At 47.6% G+C, this 19,377-nt stretch carries 18 protein-coding genes; 9 read left to right on the top strand and 9 right to left on the bottom strand.

From position 1 onward, the window contains the following. Positions 1-184: 184 nt before the first annotated feature. Positions 185-1,111: a LysR substrate-binding domain-containing protein gene (locus U9J37_RS17515; RefSeq protein WP_043886442.1), complete on the bottom strand. Its 927-nt coding sequence runs from the start codon at positions 1,109-1,111 to the stop codon at positions 185-187. A 114-nt stretch (positions 1,112-1,225) separates the two neighbouring features. Between U9J37_RS17515 and U9J37_RS17520 the strand changes: the two genes are divergently transcribed. After that, positions 1,226-2,539: a 6-phospho-beta-glucosidase gene (locus U9J37_RS17520; protein ID WP_005469291.1), complete on the top strand. Its 1,314-nt coding sequence runs from the start codon at positions 1,226-1,228 to the stop codon at positions 2,537-2,539. Between the two features lie 49 nt (positions 2,540-2,588). Here the strand turns inward: U9J37_RS17520 and U9J37_RS17525 are convergent, their stop codons facing one another. Then, complete coding sequence (locus tag U9J37_RS17525) at positions 2,589-3,188, bottom strand: LysE family translocator (protein WP_005469274.1); 600 nt, start codon at positions 3,186-3,188, stop codon at positions 2,589-2,591. A gap of 120 nt (positions 3,189-3,308) precedes the next feature. Between U9J37_RS17525 and U9J37_RS17530 the strand changes: the two genes are divergently transcribed. Beyond that, positions 3,309-3,791, top strand: coding sequence for an Lrp/AsnC family transcriptional regulator (locus U9J37_RS17530; RefSeq protein WP_005469058.1), 483 nt, complete (start codon positions 3,309-3,311; stop codon positions 3,789-3,791). 113 nt (positions 3,792-3,904) lie between these two features. Here the strand turns inward: U9J37_RS17530 and U9J37_RS17535 are convergent, their stop codons facing one another. Then, positions 3,905-4,453, bottom strand: coding sequence for a hypothetical protein (locus U9J37_RS17535; protein WP_322414269.1), 549 nt, complete (start codon positions 4,451-4,453; stop codon positions 3,905-3,907). Between the two features lie 245 nt (positions 4,454-4,698). Then, entirely contained in the window at positions 4,699-5,937 is a 1,239-nt protein-coding gene (locus U9J37_RS17540; protein WP_005469302.1) for a DEAD/DEAH box helicase, read from the bottom strand. A gap of 360 nt (positions 5,938-6,297) precedes the next feature. Between U9J37_RS17540 and U9J37_RS17545 the strand changes: the two genes are divergently transcribed. From U9J37_RS17545 to U9J37_RS17570, 6 genes are all read left to right on the top strand, one after another. Further along, positions 6,298-8,256 (top strand): alkyl/aryl-sulfatase, encoded by a 1,959-nt coding sequence (locus tag U9J37_RS17545; protein WP_005469012.1) that lies wholly within the window; start codon positions 6,298-6,300, stop codon positions 8,254-8,256. A gap of 9 nt (positions 8,257-8,265) precedes the next feature. Further along, positions 8,266-8,730: a hypothetical protein gene (locus U9J37_RS17550; protein WP_005469092.1), complete on the top strand. Its 465-nt coding sequence runs from the start codon at positions 8,266-8,268 to the stop codon at positions 8,728-8,730. Between the two features lie 245 nt (positions 8,731-8,975). Further along, a complete protein-coding gene (locus U9J37_RS17555; protein ID WP_005469286.1) occupies positions 8,976-10,823 on the top strand; it encodes a M3 family metallopeptidase in 1,848 nt (615 codons plus the stop codon). A gap of 202 nt (positions 10,824-11,025) precedes the next feature. After that, positions 11,026-11,493 (top strand): GNAT family N-acetyltransferase, encoded by a 468-nt coding sequence (locus U9J37_RS17560; RefSeq protein WP_005469200.1) that lies wholly within the window; start codon positions 11,026-11,028, stop codon positions 11,491-11,493. Positions 11,494-11,587: 94 nt separating this feature from the next. Beyond that, a complete protein-coding gene (locus U9J37_RS17565) occupies positions 11,588-12,049 on the top strand; it encodes an RDD family protein (RefSeq protein WP_052238218.1) in 462 nt (153 codons plus the stop codon). Continuing rightward, on the top strand, positions 12,046-12,414 hold the full coding sequence (locus tag U9J37_RS17570; RefSeq protein WP_043886401.1) for a VOC family protein: 369 nt from the start codon (positions 12,046-12,048) through the stop codon (positions 12,412-12,414). Before U9J37_RS17565 ends, U9J37_RS17570 begins: the two co-directional genes overlap by 4 nt. A 79-nt stretch (positions 12,415-12,493) precedes the next feature. Here the strand turns inward: U9J37_RS17570 and U9J37_RS17575 are convergent, their stop codons facing one another. The 4 genes from U9J37_RS17575 to U9J37_RS17590 form a co-directional block, all read right to left on the bottom strand. Then, positions 12,494-13,630, bottom strand: coding sequence for a glycerate kinase (locus U9J37_RS17575; protein WP_005469209.1), 1,137 nt, complete (start codon positions 13,628-13,630; stop codon positions 12,494-12,496). A gap of 22 nt (positions 13,631-13,652) precedes the next feature. Then, the gene (locus U9J37_RS17580) at positions 13,653-15,005 is read right to left on the bottom strand and encodes a GntP family permease (RefSeq protein ID WP_005469052.1); all 1,353 of its coding nucleotides are present in this window, start codon (positions 15,003-15,005) and stop codon (positions 13,653-13,655) included. 180 nt (positions 15,006-15,185) lie between these two features. Beyond that, complete coding sequence (locus U9J37_RS17585; RefSeq protein WP_005469233.1) at positions 15,186-16,328, bottom strand: sugar diacid recognition domain-containing protein; 1,143 nt, start codon at positions 16,326-16,328, stop codon at positions 15,186-15,188. Positions 16,329-16,472: 144 nt separating this feature from the next. Beyond that, positions 16,473-16,955: a MarR family winged helix-turn-helix transcriptional regulator gene (locus tag U9J37_RS17590; protein ID WP_005469243.1), complete on the bottom strand. Its 483-nt coding sequence runs from the start codon at positions 16,953-16,955 to the stop codon at positions 16,473-16,475. A gap of 114 nt (positions 16,956-17,069) precedes the next feature. Here U9J37_RS17590 and U9J37_RS17595 point away from each other — a divergent pair, with 114 nt between their 5' ends. Next, complete coding sequence (locus U9J37_RS17595; RefSeq protein WP_043886444.1) at positions 17,070-17,966, top strand: DMT family transporter; 897 nt, start codon at positions 17,070-17,072, stop codon at positions 17,964-17,966. 14 nt (positions 17,967-17,980) lie between these two features. Here U9J37_RS17595 and U9J37_RS17600 read toward each other — a convergent pair whose 3' ends face one another. Beyond that, positions 17,981-19,360, bottom strand: a complete 1,380-nt coding sequence (locus U9J37_RS17600) for a sensor histidine kinase (protein ID WP_322414270.1) — start codon at positions 19,358-19,360, stop codon at positions 17,981-17,983. Between the last annotated feature and the right edge of the window lie 17 nt (positions 19,361-19,377).

The raw sequence follows: 19,377 nt of genomic DNA on the forward strand, positions 1-19,377 counted from the left end.
TGGTGTGAGATTGATGATACAGTCCACATCTTCGACACTGGGTGGCAATGCAGGCGATTTTACCATTTTTTAACGTCTTCGACTCGATGATAAATTGTATGAAACAGTGACCAACAATCCATCCACCAAAGAAATAGCAATAGATTCACTCAACAGTGTCGCCACGGGCGTTTTTGCTTGTCCCCTATTGGGGCGTCGGCAATTGCGTCTCAAGCCATTCAATAAATGCCGCATTCTTTGGTCTGTGTTGCTGCCCGTTTAGGCAGATCAAATCGTAACCTCGCTCTGCATTTACACGCTCAAAAGGGGCGACGAGTTCACCGTTTTCTAGGCTGCTTTTCACTAAAGATTCACGGGCAATCCCCAGCCCCATTCCGTTCTTAGCTGCTGTCATTGCCATATCGGCGTGATTAAACAAGTACGTTCTGTCCATCACATTAAGTGTGTTGAGTAGCGGCTTAGATTGCTTGGCTAACCACATCGCCCACTCTTGATTGGGTTCACTCGCCTCCAATGATTCAGAGCAGTGAATAAAAGTCACGCCAGCCAACTGCTCAAGCAATGGCGTTTGACTGGCGAAATGATCGTCAAAGTACTTCGGGCTACACACCGGCAGTAGTACCTCATCAAATAAACGCTGATGGTAGAAACCGGGATGTTCGCTATCGCTGTAGTAAATCGCGATATCGACGGGCTCATGTTGAAAGTCCAAACGGCTCGCTTTCACCCTCAGTTTAATATTGAGATACGGATACAAACGTTGGAAATCTGGCAACCTTGGCAAAAGCCAACTCTGGGCGAACGTCGGCGCTGCTCCAATATATAACTCACCGCGCAGTTCATTGAACTTGATGTCTTCGAGCTCAGAGAAAATAACGTCGAACGATTGGTTTAATGCATGCAGTAATCGCTCACCTTCTTTGGTCAGTTCTAGCCGTCTCGTCATGCGCACAAACAAACTGAAGCCCAGTTGCTCTTCTAACGATTTGATTCGCTGGCTCACCGCCCCTTGGGTAATGAAGAGCTCTTCCGCTGCTTTGGTAAAGCTAAGAAACTTACCTGCAATCGCAAAAGTGTACATATTGGAGAGCATCTGCTGCTTTCTGTCCATCATTCGACCTTTCATAAATTAGCTGTACTAATCCATAGCAAGATTTGTTTGGTTTGTGAAGCAAATCAGGATGCTTTTAAATCAAACTGTCTTATCCATAACGAGAACATCACGATGAAAAATAATCTTAAAATTACCATCATTGGCGCAGGATCTAGCTACACACCAGAGCTGATCGAAGGTTTGATCAAACGCAATCATGAACTGCCAATTGGCGAGTTGTGGTTGGTTGATATCGAAGATGGCGCAGAGAAAGTCAGCATCATTGGCGATTTAACACGTCGCATGTTGGCTAAAAACGACATGTCGCATATTGATGTGCACGTCACCTTGGATCGCAAACCTGCTTTGAAAGACGCAGACTTTGTCTGTTCTCAATTTCGCGCTGGCTGTTTGGAAGGTCGAATCCGTGATGAACGTATCTCACTGAAGTACGGCATGATCGGTCAGGAGACCAACGGGTTAGGCGGCTTTGCCAATGCCTGTCGCACCATTCCTATCGCGCTGGAAATCTGTAAAGAGATGGAAGTGTTGTGTCCAGATGCTTGGTTGCTCAACTTTACCAACCCATCAGGCATGGTGACAGAAGCGATTCTCAAACACACTAAAGTGAAAGCAGTCGGTTTATGTAACGTGCCAGTGATCATGCAAAAAGGCATCGCCCAAATGCTCGGTGCTAACGAGCAAGAGTTCGTATTGCAAGTTGCGGGTTTGAACCACTTTATCTGGGCACGCCAGATCCTGCACGAAGGTCGCGACAAACTGCAAGAAGTGGTCGAAGAGATCCTATCTGGCAACGATCCTTTGGTGCCGCAAAACATTCCTCCATTCGACTGGCCACAAGAGCTGCTGCGTAATATGGGGATGATCCCTTGTGCTTACCTACGCTATTACTACACCAGCGAAGACATCATGAGCCAAGAGATTGAAGAAGCGAACGGCGAAGGCACACGCGGTGAAGTGGTCAAAGCTATGGAGAAACGACTGTTTGATATCTACCGCAATCCAGAGCTCAGCGAGAAACCAAAAGAGCTCGAAAAGCGTGGTGGTCAATACTACTCAGAAGCTGCCTGCGAGCTGATGAGCTCTATCTACAACGATAAGCGCACCATTATGCACGTTAACACCCGTAACAACGGTGCCATTGCAGGCTTACCGGATGATTGCGCGGTGGAAGTCAGCTGCATGATCACAAAATCGGGACCTGTGGCGTTAAACGTAGCGCCATTCCCAAGTGACACACTGCGCTTGATTCAATTGATGAAAGACTTTGAATCACTCACGGTAGAAGCGGCAGTCACGGGCGATCGCAATGCCGCGCATCGAGCCTTAATTTTGAACCCGCTCGTGACCACCGGGACGATTCTAGAAAAGGCGCTAGAGGAGACGATTGAAGCCAACCTCGACTACATGCCACAGTTCCGTTAGTCCGAACGAAAAAGGGATGGTGGATGCCATCCCTTTACAAGACTCACGCTTAAACCGGCTGGCTCAGCATAAACACCACCACTAACGCGAGGCTGCTGCCCATACAGCGGTTTACCCACACCACCTTTTGTGGTGACTGAATAAAGCGGTTCAATACGGTGCCAAAGTACGCCCACGCAAACATCCCCAACACACCCGTTCCCACCATCACGCTAATAATGATCACCACCTGTGTCAGGTAATCATTGTTTGGCGAGATAAATTGAGCGAACACCGTCAGCGAGGCAACCCAACTTTTCGGATTAAGAATTTGCACCCAAACGCCAGATAAAAAACCGGACTTTTTCGCATTCGAATCATTGTCGACTTCCATTGTGGCAATCGACCATGCGAGATACAAAAGGTACGCCGCACCAATCCACTTCAACGCCGTGTACAAGTCTGGGTAAAGGGTAAACAAACTGACAAGCCCCACACTTGCACCAACCAACATGATGATCACCCCGACGGCATTACCCAACACAAACGGAACCGTCGCAGAAAACCCATATCGGCTCGAAATACCTAACAGCGCGACGTTACCTGCTCCCGGCGTTAAAGAAATAGAAACGGCAAACAACAAAAATGCCGCCAACAATTGAGCACTCATGCACTCTCTCCCAAAAACTAATCAACGAATATGGCAACAGTCTAACGATTTGGGTAGAAAGAAAATTGCTATCTGCGCTACGATAAAAGCCAATTTGAGCAGACTACTCCCAAAACAATTATGAAAAAGAAAGAATCCACCAATTTTGAATTAGATAGTACCGATTTCGCCATTCTTGACCATATTCAGAAAGATGGTCGCATGAGTAATTCCAAACTCGCCGAGACGGTTAACCTAAGTGAAACGCCCTGCTGGCGACGCTGGAAAAAGATGGAAGAGGAAGGCTACATTGAGGGTTACGCCGCAAAGCTGAACCGTAAAAAGCTCGGCTTCCAAGTCTCTGGTTTTACGCTAGTGACCCTTGGCAGCCATGAAGTAGAAAACACCGAGCCTTTTGAAGACTTTGTCGCCGATGCAAACTGGATTCTCATGTGTCATTGCATCGCGGGCGGTGCTGACTACATTGTCCAAGTCGTCGCGCATGATCTCGACGAATATTTTGAACGCATAAGCTCGATGAGACGGGTAAAAGGCGTCAGCGCGATTCAATCCAACGTATCCGTCAAAGAGATCAAAAGCACTTTTCAATTGCCATTGGAGTAGTCTAGCAAGGGCACTAAATCCATTAGCCATTGGCTAAAGAATCAAAGAGGCAAAGAGAGCAAGATTAAGGGAGATATTCTGCAAAACATGATAAGAAGGTTCATAAGATATCGTCACTTGCAGTCATCTCCTGTAGGCTCTGTACCCTCAATTCCAGTTCCATCTAACGCTTTACTGTAGTATGCATAATGCTGGCGTCTTAGCTTTGTATTTAAAGTAAATGCAAAGACCATGTCCTGAGCGTCACTAGCATCATCCCAATCAAGATTCAGTTGCTCCATGCAGTGAATAACCGGTTCAAACGTCATCACGTGTGCATGTGCAATCTCCGTATCTATTTCCGTTCCTCCTGAGTAGTCGTAGTCAAATACCGTTTGTATATGCCTTGCACTTTGCCGATAGAAGCCTCGCTCATTTTCTGGGATCATCAATGCATTAATAAACTCATCAACATCATCTCGGATGCCATTTTCATCGGCATCGACACCTTTCAACGTGTCATCGCGATTAAGGATGGGCTCAAAATGCTGAAGAAGATACGCTAATTGCGCCTTGGTGGTTGATGCGCTCTCTAGGGCTTGGCGGTCTTGCTCTGAAAGCACAATTTTATCTTCAATGTTTCTCGCATTACCCTGCGAGATCCCCCAACCAACAATAAACACCCAACTAGGGCTGCAACCGTTTTGTCCATATTAGTCATTCTAAATTCCATTGAATCAATGTACTGGGTTGAAAATATAACCTATTTGGATTCTCTCAATTTAGACAGGGGGTCGTTGAAATAACTAGATTACCAAAGTGTGAGTAAGTGCAAGTGAACGTGTCCAATCGCTGATAAGGAGGTAAAATTAAACCACCAAAATGGTGGTTTAATTGAGGCTGATTTTTTTGGATGTCACTCAGTAGTCTATCTCTTTGCACTGGAATTTGGGCGCTTCCCCTGAAACTGCTTAATACTCTTTTTACTGTTAGTACGGCGGTTGGCTTTTTTATCACGTGGGGCGCGTTTGCTCTCGCCTGTGGAGGGTTTATCGGTAACAGGAAAACCATCTAACTCTTGAACCGGTAACTCACGCTGAGTCAGGCTACGAATGGCATTTAATGCTTCTGTTTCGCCATGACAGACCAGCGACATTGCAACACCTTGCTCGCCTGCACGGGCTGTACGCCCAACTCGGTGAACGTAAGTCTCTGCGTGCATTGGCAACTCAAAGTTAATCACTACTGGTAGTTGTTCGATGTGAATACCACGGGCGAGCAAGTCTGTAGCAATCAACACTTGAGTCTGACCAGATTTGAATTGTGCTAGCGTCTCTTCACGCTCAGATTGACTCTTATTGCCATGCAAAGCACTGGTGGTAATGGCGGCTTTATTAAGCTTTTTCGCCAAGCTATCGGCATTCTCTTTTGCGCCAATAAATACCAGCGCTTGAGACCAGTGATTCTGTTTAATCAGCTCAATCAGCGCTTTCGCTTTACTGCCTTTGTTGACCAAATAAAGCGTCTCCGCAATGTCTTTGTTGGTGCTGTTTTCTTGGTGAGCCGTCAACGCAACAGGCGCACTCATCAAAGCCGTCGCTTTTTGTTTTAATGCGTCAGAGAAGGTGGCAGAGAACATCGCCGTTTGTCGTTGTGCAGGTAGTTTTTCCGCAATCGCTTGGACATCTGGCCAAAAGCCCATATCCAATAGACGGTCCGCCTCATCCAAGATTAGCGTCTTCACCCGCTTTAGCGACAGCTCTTCAGCGCTTAGCAAATCTAACAGTCGCCCCGTCGTGGCTATCAGTATATTTGGTCTCTTCGCTAACTTAGCTTGCTGCTGCGCTTTATCGACACCGCCACACAATACGACCGAACTCAAACCAAGCGGCTGAGTGATTTCACCTACCGAATCATTGACTTGAAAAGCCAGTTCGCGAGTTGGGACTAAGACTAAAGCTTGGTGATCAGGATTTGGCAACAGGCGTTGCAACAGTGGCAATAGGTAAGCAAGTGTTTTACCACTGCCCGTATTAGCCTGCGCGAGCACGTCTTTCTCTGCCAACATTTGTGGAATCACCAAAGCTTGTATATCCGTCGGTTTGACCACGTTTTGCGGCAGCGCCTGAACAAGTTTTGGAACAAGAGATAAGGAAGAAAAAGACATCGAGTGGATTCCTAGATAAAAGTTAACAGGCTAACGGACGCGGTGACTTGACCACATAACCGAATGCCGAAGTGAGTCGACTTGGGGAGTATATCATTGAGCGCGCCCCAAAAGCCGTTAAAGAATGTAGTGCAGAAGATCGGCGGCTAAAATCGCATCAAAAAGGCGTTTCCATCTAGCGCGATTTACACTGTAATTTCTCCAGTAGCGGGCTGAAAAAAACGAGATTCATTTCCCAACAATAGGAAGAAGTCAGAGCATTCACTCAGAAATATAAAACTAAATTGCTAATAAATTGAAATGGTTAAAACCTAGTCTATGTTTAGATATAAAAGTTTGTTCATATAACAAGGACTAGGTATGAAACGTTTCACCCTCTCCCTTCTAACCATTGCAATGTCAGTCAATAGTTATGCCGCTGTCGACTCTAAACCTGCGACTCAGGCAACCATCGAAGCCAACCAAGCTCTCTATAAAGCCTTGCCGTTTAACGACACAAAAGATTTTGAACGCGCGCAGAAAGGCTTTATTGCCAAGCAAGATGTCGTGACCATCACTAATGACAAAGGCGATGTCGTTTGGGATCTCGAAGAGTACAAGAAGTTCATTACTCTTGACGCAAAAGCACCTGATAGCGTTAACCCTAGTCTTTGGCGAAATGCTCAGCTCAACGTGATCAATGGTCTTTTCAAAGTCACGGATGGAATCTACCAAGTACGTGGCTACGACTTAACCAATATCACTTTCGTAGAGGGTAAAACTGGATGGATTGTGTTTGACCCACTGATCTCGCAAGAAACCGCCAAAGCGGCACTCGATTTTATCAACTCGGAGTTAGGGGAAAGACCTGTCACCGCTGTGATCTACAGCCATAGCCATATCGACCACTTTGGCGGCGTGCGTGGCATTGTCGACGAAGCAGACGTGACCGCCGGTAAAGTACAAATCATTGCTTCCCACGGGTTCACAGAACACGCCGTATCTGAAAACGTGATTGCAGGTAACGCAATGGGTCGACGCGCCATCTATATGTACGGAGCCTTATTGCCTAGAAATGCGCAGGGAGGCGTCAATGGTGGCTTAGGACAAACAACGTCGACGGGGCTAGCAACGCTCATTAGACCCACACTCGTCATCGAAAAGACGGGCGAAGAGCACATTGTTGATGGCGTCAAAATGGTATTCCAATACACGCCGGGGTCGGAAGCACCTACTGAAATTAATACCTGGCTACCAGAGAAGAAAGCACTCTGGATGGCAGAAAACAGTACCAATACCATGCACAATATCCTCACTCTACGCGGTGCTCAGGTGCGCGATGCGCTGAAGTGGTCATCGTATTTGAATGAAACTATCGAAATGTGGGGCGACGAAGTCGAGGTCAAATTCCAAAGTCACCATTGGCCGATGTGGGGGCAAGAAGAGATTGTCGATTACTTCAAACTTCAACGTGATATGTACAAATACACTCACGATCAAACGGTTCGACTCATGAACCAAGGCTACATCGGTTCCGAAATTTCCGAGATTATTCAGTTCCCGAAAGAGATCGATCAGAACTGGAATACTCGTGGTTACTACGGCACGCTCCGACACAATAGTCGCGCGGTCTATCAACGTTACATGGGTTGGTATAGCGGTAACCCATCCGATCTGAACAATCTTCCACCAACCAACGCTGCCGTCAAATACGTTGAATACATGGGCGGTGAAAATGCGGTCATCGATAAAGCGCAACAAGACTTCGACAAAGGAAACTACCGCTGGGTGGCTGAAGCGCTTAAACACGTCGTCTTTGCCAATCCACAAAGCAAAAAAGGCAAACTGCTGCTCGCTGATACCTATGAACAGCTAGGTTACCAAGCAGAGTCTGGACCTTGGCGCTCGGTCTACCTCCAAGGTGCCTATGAGCTGCGCAATGGTACACCTTCTTCTGGTGGCACCAATACCGCGTCTCCAGACATCATCAAAAACATGCCACCAGAAATGCTGTTTGACTACTTAGCAGTACGTCTGCTCCCAGAAAAAGCGGCGGGCAAAGACTACACCATCAACATAAACTTCACTGACCTTGATGAGCAGTACACGCTTTACATCGAAAACTCGGTATTAAACCACACCACCAAACAGTCGGACGATCCGGACGTCTCTTTAACCTTAACAAAAGAAGCGTTAGACAAGGTACAGCTTGGCGAGATGACGCTTGAGCAAGCCATTTCAAGCGGTGATTTAAAACTGAAAGGCGACAAACAAGTGTTCAAAGACTTTGTGGGCATGCTAGATACCTTCAACTTCTGGTTTAACATCGTCACGCCATAGGAAGCAACAATGAAGCAACTCAATATGCTGGTTGCGATTTGCCTGAGCAGTGTCAGCCTCGCTGCTCAGGCATGTACCTACGATGGTCAATTTAGCAATCCATTTACCGAAAGTTACCCGGGCTCTCTAGATGTCGCGTTGTCAACGTACGACGCGCTAGACAGCCAGACAATTGATACGATTTCGTCTCTCAACGGGCCTTCTGGTTTACGAAGAGCCAGTTGGTGGCTGAAACTAATGGCGGACAAATACGCCAGTGAGTTGCAGTCAGTTAGTTACATTTATCTTGTCGACAGTCATTTATGGAGCAAGGTTGAACATGGTCAATCCATTACCGTTCACTCGGCTCCAAGTGATGAGTCTTCATCAAATCGTGTTCTTCTCCTCAGTGAAGCAGCTCTTAACGCGCTTGTTCAGGGGAAAGTCAGCTTTGAGCAAGGCGTCACTCTTGGCGTCATCCACAAGGCGGGTTAACAAAGGCTGCCCTGCGGAAAGTGTAAACATTTTGCCCCACATGGTGTGTTCTATGTGGGTGCATTTTGGTCCGAGAAGCCGCAGAACATAGGGTTATAATGCGTCTTATTCTCGACAAATACATACGATGTTCGTAGAGTGGGATTTACAACTCACGACAATATGGATCTCGCCTATCACTCCTAACGCTCTCTAAAGCGTGCGATAATGACCTGTTTTTTATCGTACACATTTGAAGGAACCAAATGACCGCTACAGAATATCTCAACGACCTGAATCAACGTTACCTCACCATCCACCGAACTAAAGAAGACTTTTTCTGGGAGACTTACATGGGCATCAGTGATGATCATGACGGGTCGACCAAAGCGCAAACCGAGTGGATCAACTTTCTTAGCAATGCCGATCAAATCGCTGAGATCAAACACCAGTTGGAAGCAGCCGAATCTATTACCGATGATACCGAGAAAAAGGCGACCCAAACCGGACTAAATGGCTGGTTAAACACATTCCAAGCACACGCGATTGAAGGGAATGAAGCGCAAGCTCTAAAAAATCAGTTGATTGAGTTCGAAGCAGGACTGTTTGAACGAAAGCAGAACCATGTACTCACTTTTACCGATGAGCATGGCAAACAAGTTGAAGGCTCACTGCCTGTATTGGCCTCAACCATTCGTACCAACAACCATGAAGACGTCCGCAAATCGGCGCACCAAGCACTACTTGGACTAGAGCAGTGGTTGCTACAAAATGGCTTCATTGAGCTGATCAAACTGCGCAATCAATTTGCGCGTTCTTTAGGTTACGACACATTCTTCGATTACTCCGTCGTTAAAACGGAGAAAATGACCTCAGATGAGCTGTTTGCCATTCTTGACGATTTTGAAGCTCGCACTCGTGATACTAACCTTGCTAGCCTCGTCAATCTTGCTAAAGAAAAAGGTGACAACGCACTGACGGGCCATAACTTCGTGTACTCATACTCAGGTGACGCAATGCGTGATCTGGACCCGTATGTGCCCTTCTCCAAGTCACTTCGCCGCTGGGTTGAATCGTTTGGTCGTTTGAACATTGACTATTCTGGCGCAGAGCTCACGCTGGATCTGCTCGACAGAAAAGGCAAATACCCGAACGGCTTCTGCCACGGTCCTATTCCTTCGTTCTATAACCAAAACGAGTGGGTTGCAGCCAAGGTTAACTTCACCAGCAACGCCAAGCCAGACCAAGTTGGCAGCGGTTATTCTGGTATCAACACCTTGTTCCATGAAGGCGGTCACGCTGCGCACTTTGCAAACGTCAAAATGAACGCGCCGTGTTTCTCTCAAGAATTTGCGCCTACCTCTATGGCCTACGCAGAAACACAATCAATGTTCTGTGATAGCTTGCTCAACGATGCAGACTGGTTAAAACAGTACGCACTGGACGCACAAGGCAACCCTGTCCCTGACGACGTGATTAAGGCAATGATCAACAGTCGTCAGCCGTTTGCTGCTTTCTCAGAACGTAGCATCTTGGTTGTGCCTTACTTTGAACGCGCGCTGTATCAACTGAGCGATGAAGAGCTTACTCCTGAGCGCATTACCGCTCTTGCGCGCCAGTGTGAAAAACAGATTCTTGGTCTAGAGTGCAGCCCGCGCCCGCTTATGGCAATCCCTCACCTAGTGTCAGATGAAGCTGCTTGTGCCTATCACGGCTACCTGCTAGCACATATGGCGGTGTACCAGACGCGTGCTTACTTCCTCGATAAGTTTGGCTACCTAACCGACAACCCTGAAATCGGCCCTCTGCTTGCTCAGCACTATTGGCATTCAGGCAACCAGCTTTCTCATAACGAAACCATTGTGAGCTTAACGGGTGAAGGATTTAACGCTAAGTATTTGGCGGATGCATGTAACCTCTCTTCAGAAGAGGCTTGGGCAGCGCAGCAAGAAAAAATTGCCAGCTTAGCGACGCGCCAACAAGCGGAAGTTGCGTCATTAAACGCGACCATTAAAGTCGTCGATGGCAGCAAAGAGTTGGCAAGCAACCAAGAGTCTGATGAGGCGATGTGCGATCAATTTGAAGCCTACATCAAAGAGACTTACGGCTGTTAACTAGCTCACGACTCAACTCCCCAAGGCCGCGACGATTCGCGGCCTTTTTGATCAAGCGCTTTATTGAGCGCCCCACCAAACAGCAGACGCCCGCAGTAAACCAATGATTTATAAAATGGATTTGTAGAAAAACGCGCCTCTGTGTCATTATGCATCCAAAGCAATTCGTTGCCCTATTCAATCGCTATTCAAGGAAGAACGCATGATAGAGATCCGCAAAGCCAATGCGTCTGATGTTCAGCCTATCTACGATTTGCGCAAGCGCTCCATTCTTGCCAAATGCGCAGACCACTATCAACCAGAGCAGCTCGCCCTTTGGACGCAAGGTGGCGTGTCCGAACAGCTGAAAAAGGACATTGTCGCGACCTTTTACGTTTCTGAGGTAGATGGCAACGTAGTGGGGTGTGGCAAACTCAACACCGAGACAGGCATGGTCGATGCCATATTTGTCGATCCGCCTTATTTTGGTTTGGGCGCAGCAAAGAAGATGCTGGCTTTTCTTGAGCAAATGGCTAGAGAGCACAAACTGGAAAAAATGGTCTTAGAGGCAACCCTAAATGCTGCTCCTTTCTATCGCTCTTGCGGATTTCATGGGGAGGAAATCTCGACCTATCACTCTCCACGAGGAGTGAGCTTAGATTGCGTCGTGATGGAAAAGACTCTGACATAGTCTCTCGACCTATGCATCTAGTGATCTTTTCAGCGCACTAGCTGCAAGCAAAACACATCATTTTTCAAACTCTTTAAAAAGGTAAACTCTACTCATGCTTTGGCGCCGATTTTTCGCATATCTCATTGATGTACTCCCCATATTTTTCATCACTTTTGGCTTCTTTTGGTTCTTTATGGGTTATGACATTATTTTTAAAGGATTTTTAGACGGGACGATTGAGCGAACAGAATTCTACCCACACCGAAACCAAGTCAGAGACTTTTCCGCTCTACTTTGTTTTATCTACTTTGTCATCTTTGAGTGCCGAGGAGGGTTCAATACGGTCGGTAAATCGGCATTGAAGATAAAAGTCGTCGACAAAGAGGGGGGAGACATCTCTTTGTGGCAATCTTGCGAACGCAACTTTCTCAAATTTTTCACCGTAGCGACAGTGGGACTTGGCTTTCTGTACGTATTCTTTAACAAAGATCGTCTATTCCTGCATGATAAAATTGCAGGCACTCGATTGATTGCTTTGAGCGAAAGACCGACTGCCGAGGAAGAACTACAATGATAAGCCATATCGACCATATTGTTCTCACCGTCTCGGACATTGCCCATTCTATAGCGTTTTACCAACGGGTTCTGTTGATGGAAGAGGTCACCTTCGCCAACGGTCGCAAAGCGCTAAAGTTTGGAAACCAGAAGATTAATTTACAACTGTTAGGTCAGGAGTCGAGAAACCGAGCGCAAGTTGGCTCAGGAGATCTTTGTTTGATAACACGTTGGCCACTCGAGGAAGTGATTACTCACTTAACTAAAGAGCAGGTAGAGATCATCGAAGGGCCAGTTGAGAAATCTGGAGCCCAAGGCCCTATTCAGTCAGTCTACTTTCTAGATCCAGACTCTAATCTGATTGAGATTAGCGTTTACTGTTAAACTAATGCGAATAGAAAACTATGAATGAAAAAATGACCGCACTATGCGGTCATTTTTTACTTTGTTTAATTGAAGACGGTTAACGAAAACGCATCGCGAGCGTAGCGGCCACATTGCGCGCCGTCATCTCCACGTTAAATGCCGCCTCTTTCAGCGCGGTGGGTAGATCTGTTGCCCCCAACACCACACTGAACACCGCATCAATGCCGTGATCATGGACCACGCGACAATCTTGCGCAGTACTGCCCGCAATGCCAATCACAGGTAACTGATAGAGCTTCGCGGTACGTGCCACGCCAATTGGTGTTTTACCATGAATGGTTTGGCTATCAATGCGCCCTTCACCCGTAATCACTAGGTCGGCATCTTTCACAACTTCAGCAAGGTTAACCGCATCCATCACTATGTTAATGCCGGGGCGAAGTGTTGCATCAAATAAGCCCAAAAGCGCCGCGCCCAGTCCACCAGCAGCTCCTGCACCCGCTTGACTGATCACATCCTTACCATTGGTTTGATGGATCATAGCAGCGTAGTGCGCGAGGTTTTGGTCAAGCTGTTCAACCATTTCAGGGGTTGCGCCCTTTTGCGGGCCAAACACATGAGAGGCGCCTTTGGGGCCACACAAAGGATTATCAACATCACAAGCGACTTCGAGTTGAATCTTTGCTAAACGAGGATCCAAACCAGACAAATCAATCTTAGCTAAACGCGCTATGGCGCCACCACCAAAAGGCAAGTCGGCTCCCTCAGCGTCGACCAGTTTCGCGCCAAGAGCTTGTGCCATTCCCACCCCACCATCATTGGTCGAGCTACCACCAATACCGATGATAATGTGGTTCACACCTTTATCGAGTGCCGCTTTGATAAGCTGGCCAGTACCGTAGGTTGTGGTAAGGAGCGGGTTTCGCTCACTTGGATCCACTAAGTGCAGCCCTGACGCTGCGGCCATTTCAATCACCGCAGTAGAGCCATCACCCAACAAACCATAAAACCCTTCCACAGGTTGGCCTAACGGACCGGTGACTTCCACCGTCACGATATCGCCGCCCGTGGCATCCACTAGGGACTGTACGGTACCTTCTCCTCCATCAGCCATCGGCAGTTTGATGTACTCTGCGTCAGGCATGATTTCTTTAAAGCCATTTTCAATCGCAGTTGCCACTTCCATAGCGGTTAAACTTTCTTTGTAAGAATCTGGAGCGATAACTACTTTCATATTGGTTTCCTATATTGGCTTGCTACAGCAGAACAAGACTTAGAATGTAAACTAGCGTCATGGCTGTCACGCCTTGTACCAAAGTGGCCATGGTTTGCGCGCGATACGCCAAGCCAACCGACATACGGCTAAACTGAGATACCACCCAGAAGAAGCTGTCATTGGCATGCGATACCGTCATCGCACCGGCACCAATCGCCATCACCGTTAGCACTCGTCCCATTTCAGAGTCTAGCCCGAGTTGTGCCAACATTGGAGCCACCAAAGCGGAAGTCGTAACCAGCGCAACCGTTGATGAGCCCTGCGCTGACTTCAATGCAGCCGCCACAATAAACGGCATGAAGATACCAACGCCCAACGCCGATAACGTCGTACCCAAGTACTCGCCGAGCGGCGTCGCTTTCAACACAGCGCCAAATGCACCACCCGCACCAGTAATGAGTAGAATTGGCGCTGCTGACGTAATTCCTTGGCTAATACGCTCGCCAAACTCTTCCACCTTGTTGTCACTTTTTAGCAAGCGAACCGACAGGAACAGACCAATAATCAGCGCCGTCAGTGGTTGGCCTAAGAAAGAGAGAACATCAAACATAGTGCCATCGCCTAACGGCAGGCTTGGGAACTTAGCGATAGAGCCTAAACAGATCAGAAGAATAGGGACGAAAATGGGTGCGAACGCTTGGCCCGCTGTCGGCAGTTCACCATACGAAGCCTTGAGCTCTTTCCAATCTTGTTTTGCTTCAGCTAACTGATCACCGCCATCAGGCTCCACATCTTTGAATCGATTTGCCCACAACATACCTGCAATCGCAGCGGTCGCGGCCACAAAGATACCGACACCAATCACCAAACCCAGATTAGATTCAAGGCCTAGGTTACCCGCTGCCGCGATTGGACCCGGTGTTGGCGGAACGAAGGTGTGTGTCGCATAGAGACCCGTCGCCAATGCCACACTCATCGCCACGCTGGAGGTTTTTAAACGGTTCGCGAGCGACTCTTTTAGCGAGTTCAAAATCACGTATCCCGAATCACAAAACACAGGCACCGAAACGATGTAGCCAATGATGCTCATGGTGAGTGTTGGTGAGCGTTCGCCAAGCACTTTAATCACCGTATCGGCCATGGTAATGGCTGCGCCACTTTTTTCTAAGATGACACCAATGATGGTGCCCAAAACAATGACTAAGCCGATATAGCCCAAAATACCGCCAAAGCCGGAAGCGATGGTTTTTGCGATGCTATCTGCCGGTAATCCATAGGCAAATGCAGCTAAAAAGGCGGCAACGATGAGTGCTAAAAAGGGGTGTAACTTAAATTTGGTGGTTGCGAGGACGATAAAGGCTATCACCCCCAGCAAGATTAGGATAAGACTCATGATAACTCCGTTTATTATTGGTTTACTCAGGGTATGTGAAGTCGTTTCACACACTCAGGGTGTCTGTAGGGACGGGGCTATTATTGAGCGATTCGAGCCACATTCCTTTATGCAAGGTGACAAATTTATCAATTCAAAAGGCAACATAAACTGTCAACTTGCACAAAAACCTAATGGTAATCACAAGCATTTTAAGGCTAGATATAACTGCACCTTATGATCTAACTTGTTGATTTTTAGATTAGTCACCTCTTCTATCTTTTCCAATCGGTAACGGAGTGTATTTCGGTGAATATGTAGCGCTGCACAAGTTTGAGCTAGATCGCAATCTTGGTCAAAAAACACGCGGAGTGTTTTAAGTAATGCGCCCTTGCTGTCTTGTTGTTGGAGCTTGACCAGTGGTTCTAGTAGCTGTGCTTGCCTCCACTCGTCTTGTTTTAAGCCCCCCACTAACACCGATAGCTTATGATCTTGATAGAAAAGAATGGCGTCTTTGCTCTGCTTTGCGCCATCTAGCGTTGCTTTGGCGGTATCGTAAGAACGCGCTAAACCTGCCAGCCCCGGGAAATACTGCCCCATCGCAATCTGGATCGAAAAGTCCGATTCTTGCTCTACGCGCTTAAGAAGCTTTTTCACACGGCGCCGCTCTTCCATGTGATTCCAGACACCACCAACCAGCGTAACGGGTTTGAGCACTACCACTTCATTCATCGATACCGACACGATACCAACGATATTGTTTCGCTCTGGATACTCGAGCAAGTGGACCAATTTCTGAAGATGCTCCAGCGTTAAAGGCTGCCCTTTTTTTGGGATCACTTTCACTGCGGCGGCAATTCGGGGTTGAGAAAGGTTGAGATCCAAACGCTCAGCAATCGATAGCAGTTGGTTTTCGTTTAATGTAGAGCCTTGAATAAGCTGGATAAGTAACTCTTCACGATGACGTTTGTTCCACTGAATCTGCGCCATCATGGCTTCTTGTTCGACAATCAGTTCAGCGGTCATTTTGACAAGCTCACCATAGCGCCTGACTTCATCGGGTTGACCTGATATGCCCACCACACCAATGACCAACTCTTGGTGAAGAATAGGGAGGTTGATCCCCTCTTTGACGCCATTTAGTGTGCTGGCTACGGTCTTGTTGATTTCAACCGTACGATTGTCGTGGATCGCTAACAGCGCGCCTTCATGAGTGCGGTGCAAACGGGAGGGATCACTAGAGCCGATGATCTGTCCGTTTTCATCCATCACGTTAACGGGAAATTGAATAATTTTTGTCGCTCGCTCTACGATTTGGCGAGCAATTAGCGTGTTTAACTGCATTAGTGCGCCTTATGATCACCCACTATCGGTATTTTGCTTAACATATCACAAGGGCACCTTGAATCACGCAGGGCAAATTCGACCCGCTCACAGAGAGAATAAAAAAATGCCCGAGGCTCTCCCTCAGGCACAATTTAGTTCAGGTTATTCATACTGGGCCAGCCAGTGTTTTAACAGCAGATTGAGCTCAGTCTGTTGCTCATGACTCAGTCCGGCGACTAACTGAGTCTGCACGCCCACATGCTCCTCAATGATTTGGTCAATCAACTTCAGCCCCTCTTGAGTCAGCTCAACGGTCACACTGCGACGGTCTTCTTTGCTGTGCTGGCGGCTGATCAAACTTTTGGCTTCTAACTTGTCGAGCCGATTGGTCATGGCGCCTGATGTCAGCATCATGGAATTAATCAGCTCTGAAGGCGTTAAACGAAACGGCGCGCCACTTCGACGCAAAGTCGCGAGCACATCAAACTCACCGAGCTTTAAGTCATATCGCTTATGCAGCTCTGCAACCTCAGACTCCATGTACTTTGCAATTCGCATTAAGCGACCCATGATCGCCATAGGCTGAGTATCCAAATCTGGCTTCTCATCGGCCCACTGGCTCACCACTTTATCTATCGCATCCATGAATCTCTCTCTTACTCCCATAGCAAACTCGAAGTATCTTAACATAAAGATACTTTACAAACAGCAATGTGAGGAGTAAGTTTAACTTAAAGTATCTTAATATGAAGATAAATGATGAACATATTGCTTGCGATGATCCCCGCCTTCTTTTGGGGAACCACTTATGCCGTTACCCAATACACACTCGCGGATTGGCCGCCATTGTTGTTAGGGGCGATAAGAGCGCTCCCTGCTGGTCTGCTGCTTCTGGCATTCAAACCCAGTTTACCTAAGGCGCAAGATTGGGGCGTTCTTGTTCGCTTGGGCTTTATCAACATTGCCACCTTCTTTGTTCTGATCTTTGTTATGGCGCTCACGCTGCCATCAGCCATTTCTGGGGTGGGAATGATTTCAGTGCCCGTATTCGCGATGCTCTACACTTGGTTGCGATACAAAAAACGCCCGGGTCGACTGCAGGCGGTCAGTGGGGCGGCACTGATTGCTCTAGCTTGGATGCTGTTTGATCCGCGCTCCATCAGCTTAAACCCCGTTGGTTTGGCGGCGATGCTTGGCGCGATCAGCTGCATTATTGTCGGCAGTTCATTAACCAAGTCACTAGGTGAGCGTATTCACTGGTGGACAGTATTGAGCTGGCAACTGATTCTAGGCGGCGCAATCCTAACGCTTGCTGCCATCATCCATAGCATGATTCAACCCGCCCAATACATCGCGGCGATTGAGCAGCTCTCGATGACCAACGTGTTGGGGCTACTTTGGGTTGTTCTACTCAATACTGCGCTGGGCTACGGTCTGTATGTGTGGTTGTTGCAACGCATGTCTGTGGTCGATTTTACCTTTGGCGGTATTGCTAACCCTGTGGCGGGGATCGTATCTGGGCTGCTATTGCTCGGTGAGTCTTTTACCCCCGTGCAATACAGCTTAATGGTAGGCATGATCGCGATGTCGCTGTTACCCCAAGTGGTAGACAGCTTGCGCTCCCAAGCCAAAGCACAAAGGCATGCAGAAATTTAGAGTGGTAAGCGTCATCAACAAGGCGTGCAAGTGGATACAGCGCGGTTTTCTATCGCTTTCGGGATAGTGATGGAAAACTTTGCACCGCCTAGTTGGCTTTGGCTGACGGCCAATCGCCAGCCAAGATTCTTCGCTGCTTGATTGGCGATCGCCAAACCTAAACCAAAGCCGCCTTGATTTAAGTTTCGGCTCGCATCCAAGCGAGAAAAGGCGATGAAGATTTCTTCTTGTTTCTCTTCAGGTATCCCTTCACCGTTGTCTTCAACATGGATCAGGTAGCAGGTTTGGTCCTGCTCGATCGACACTTCAACTTTGCCATTACCATATTTGTTCGCGTTCTTGATCAAATTATCGAGCACCAATTTAGCGTAGCAATCGCAGCCATAGACCTTAGGGTTATCCAATTCGTGTTGAATAACAAACGTCGCGCTGCCCGGCTCCGCGGTAACTTGGATGCGATCTTGGCAGAGCTCAACCAACGAAAAACAAGTCGGCTCTAGCTGCATTTCTCCATGCTGGTTGGTCAGCTTTGCCAGTTTGAGGATGTCTGACGTTAACAGTGAAATATCGCCAATATAACGGTCTATTTGATCAAATAGGTCGTTTTTATCGACGGTATCCTCTCGCCTTAGCAGATCACTGGCCATCTGAATACGCGTCAACGGCGTTCGAATCTCATGAGGAATGGCGTAAGAGAAGATTTGCGCCTGTTTGACGCGAGCTTCAATATCGTCCGCCATGTAATTGAAACTCTCAACAATCTCTTTCATCGGTGACAGAGCACTCGGCTCAGCGCGCACGCTCAGATCTCCCTGACCAAAAACGCGCTGCGTGTGGAGTAGCTTTTTGACACGTCGATTAATCATCACAAGCGGCGTGTATATCAGAAGCCCGATCACCAAACCAATCAAAGTAAACAAGGCGGTAAAAAACTGTGTATCTTCATCCTCATACCACTCTTCGTGAGTGTGAGAGGGCTCTTCAATTTCAGTCAGCAGTAAAAACTTGTCGCTGTTGGGAATGGGTAACGCAGAAGAGAAATAGTCGTCGTCACGCACGTACACCTTGGGTCCTGTGTCACTGACAAGCATCACGCACTCTTTACACCGCTCGCCCGCCACCTCACTGTTGTCCACCAATGAGAGCGTGTAGTTATAGAACACCAACTCGTCTTGACTGTTTAGCCTTTCGTATAGCCCATCTGGCTCGCCCTCAGTTTCGAGGTAACGCTTTACATGAATGGCAGAGCTCTCAACAAACGAATCAATGTCTCCTTGTAGCATGTAGCCGTCAGTAAGTTTGGTAAACAAGGTAATGGTACCCAGAATACTGACCACTCCCGTGAGGTAGAGATAGGTGAAGATTGAGCGACTTTTTTTGCGTTTTACCATCATGGGAGCCATTGAATCCA

The sequence above is a fragment of the Vibrio sp. 16 genome, from assembly GCF_963681195.1.
Lineage (GTDB): Bacteria > Pseudomonadota > Gammaproteobacteria > Enterobacterales > Vibrionaceae > Vibrio > Vibrio sinaloensis_D.

Coding starts and splice junctions, on each gene's coding strand:
- U9J37_RS17515 (WP_043886442.1), bottom strand. CDS start 1,111: ATGGACAGAAAGCAGCAGATGCTCTCCAATATGTACACTTTTGCGATT.
- U9J37_RS17520 (WP_005469291.1), top strand. CDS start 1,226: ATGAAAAATAATCTTAAAATTACCATCATTGGCGCAGGATCTAGCTAC.
- U9J37_RS17525 (WP_005469274.1), bottom strand. CDS start 3,188: ATGAGTGCTCAATTGTTGGCGGCATTTTTGTTGTTTGCCGTTTCTATT.
- U9J37_RS17530 (WP_005469058.1), top strand. CDS start 3,309: ATGAAAAAGAAAGAATCCACCAATTTTGAATTAGATAGTACCGATTTC.
- U9J37_RS17540 (WP_005469302.1), bottom strand. CDS start 5,937: ATGTCTTTTTCTTCCTTATCTCTTGTTCCAAAACTTGTTCAGGCGCTG.
- U9J37_RS17545 (WP_005469012.1), top strand. CDS start 6,298: ATGAAACGTTTCACCCTCTCCCTTCTAACCATTGCAATGTCAGTCAAT.
- U9J37_RS17550 (WP_005469092.1), top strand. CDS start 8,266: ATGAAGCAACTCAATATGCTGGTTGCGATTTGCCTGAGCAGTGTCAGC.
- U9J37_RS17555 (WP_005469286.1), top strand. CDS start 8,976: ATGACCGCTACAGAATATCTCAACGACCTGAATCAACGTTACCTCACC.
- U9J37_RS17560 (WP_005469200.1), top strand. CDS start 11,026: ATGATAGAGATCCGCAAAGCCAATGCGTCTGATGTTCAGCCTATCTAC.
- U9J37_RS17565 (WP_052238218.1), top strand. CDS start 11,588: ATGCTTTGGCGCCGATTTTTCGCATATCTCATTGATGTACTCCCCATA.
- U9J37_RS17570 (WP_043886401.1), top strand. CDS start 12,046: ATGATAAGCCATATCGACCATATTGTTCTCACCGTCTCGGACATTGCC.
- U9J37_RS17575 (WP_005469209.1), bottom strand. CDS start 13,630: ATGAAAGTAGTTATCGCTCCAGATTCTTACAAAGAAAGTTTAACCGCT.
- U9J37_RS17580 (WP_005469052.1), bottom strand. CDS start 15,005: ATGAGTCTTATCCTAATCTTGCTGGGGGTGATAGCCTTTATCGTCCTC.
- U9J37_RS17585 (WP_005469233.1), bottom strand. CDS start 16,328: ATGCAGTTAAACACGCTAATTGCTCGCCAAATCGTAGAGCGAGCGACA.
- U9J37_RS17590 (WP_005469243.1), bottom strand. CDS start 16,955: ATGGATGCGATAGATAAAGTGGTGAGCCAGTGGGCCGATGAGAAGCCA.
- U9J37_RS17595 (WP_043886444.1), top strand. CDS start 17,070: ATGAACATATTGCTTGCGATGATCCCCGCCTTCTTTTGGGGAACCACT.
- U9J37_RS17600 (WP_322414270.1), bottom strand. CDS start 19,360: ATGATGGTAAAACGCAAAAAAAGTCGCTCAATCTTCACCTATCTCTAC.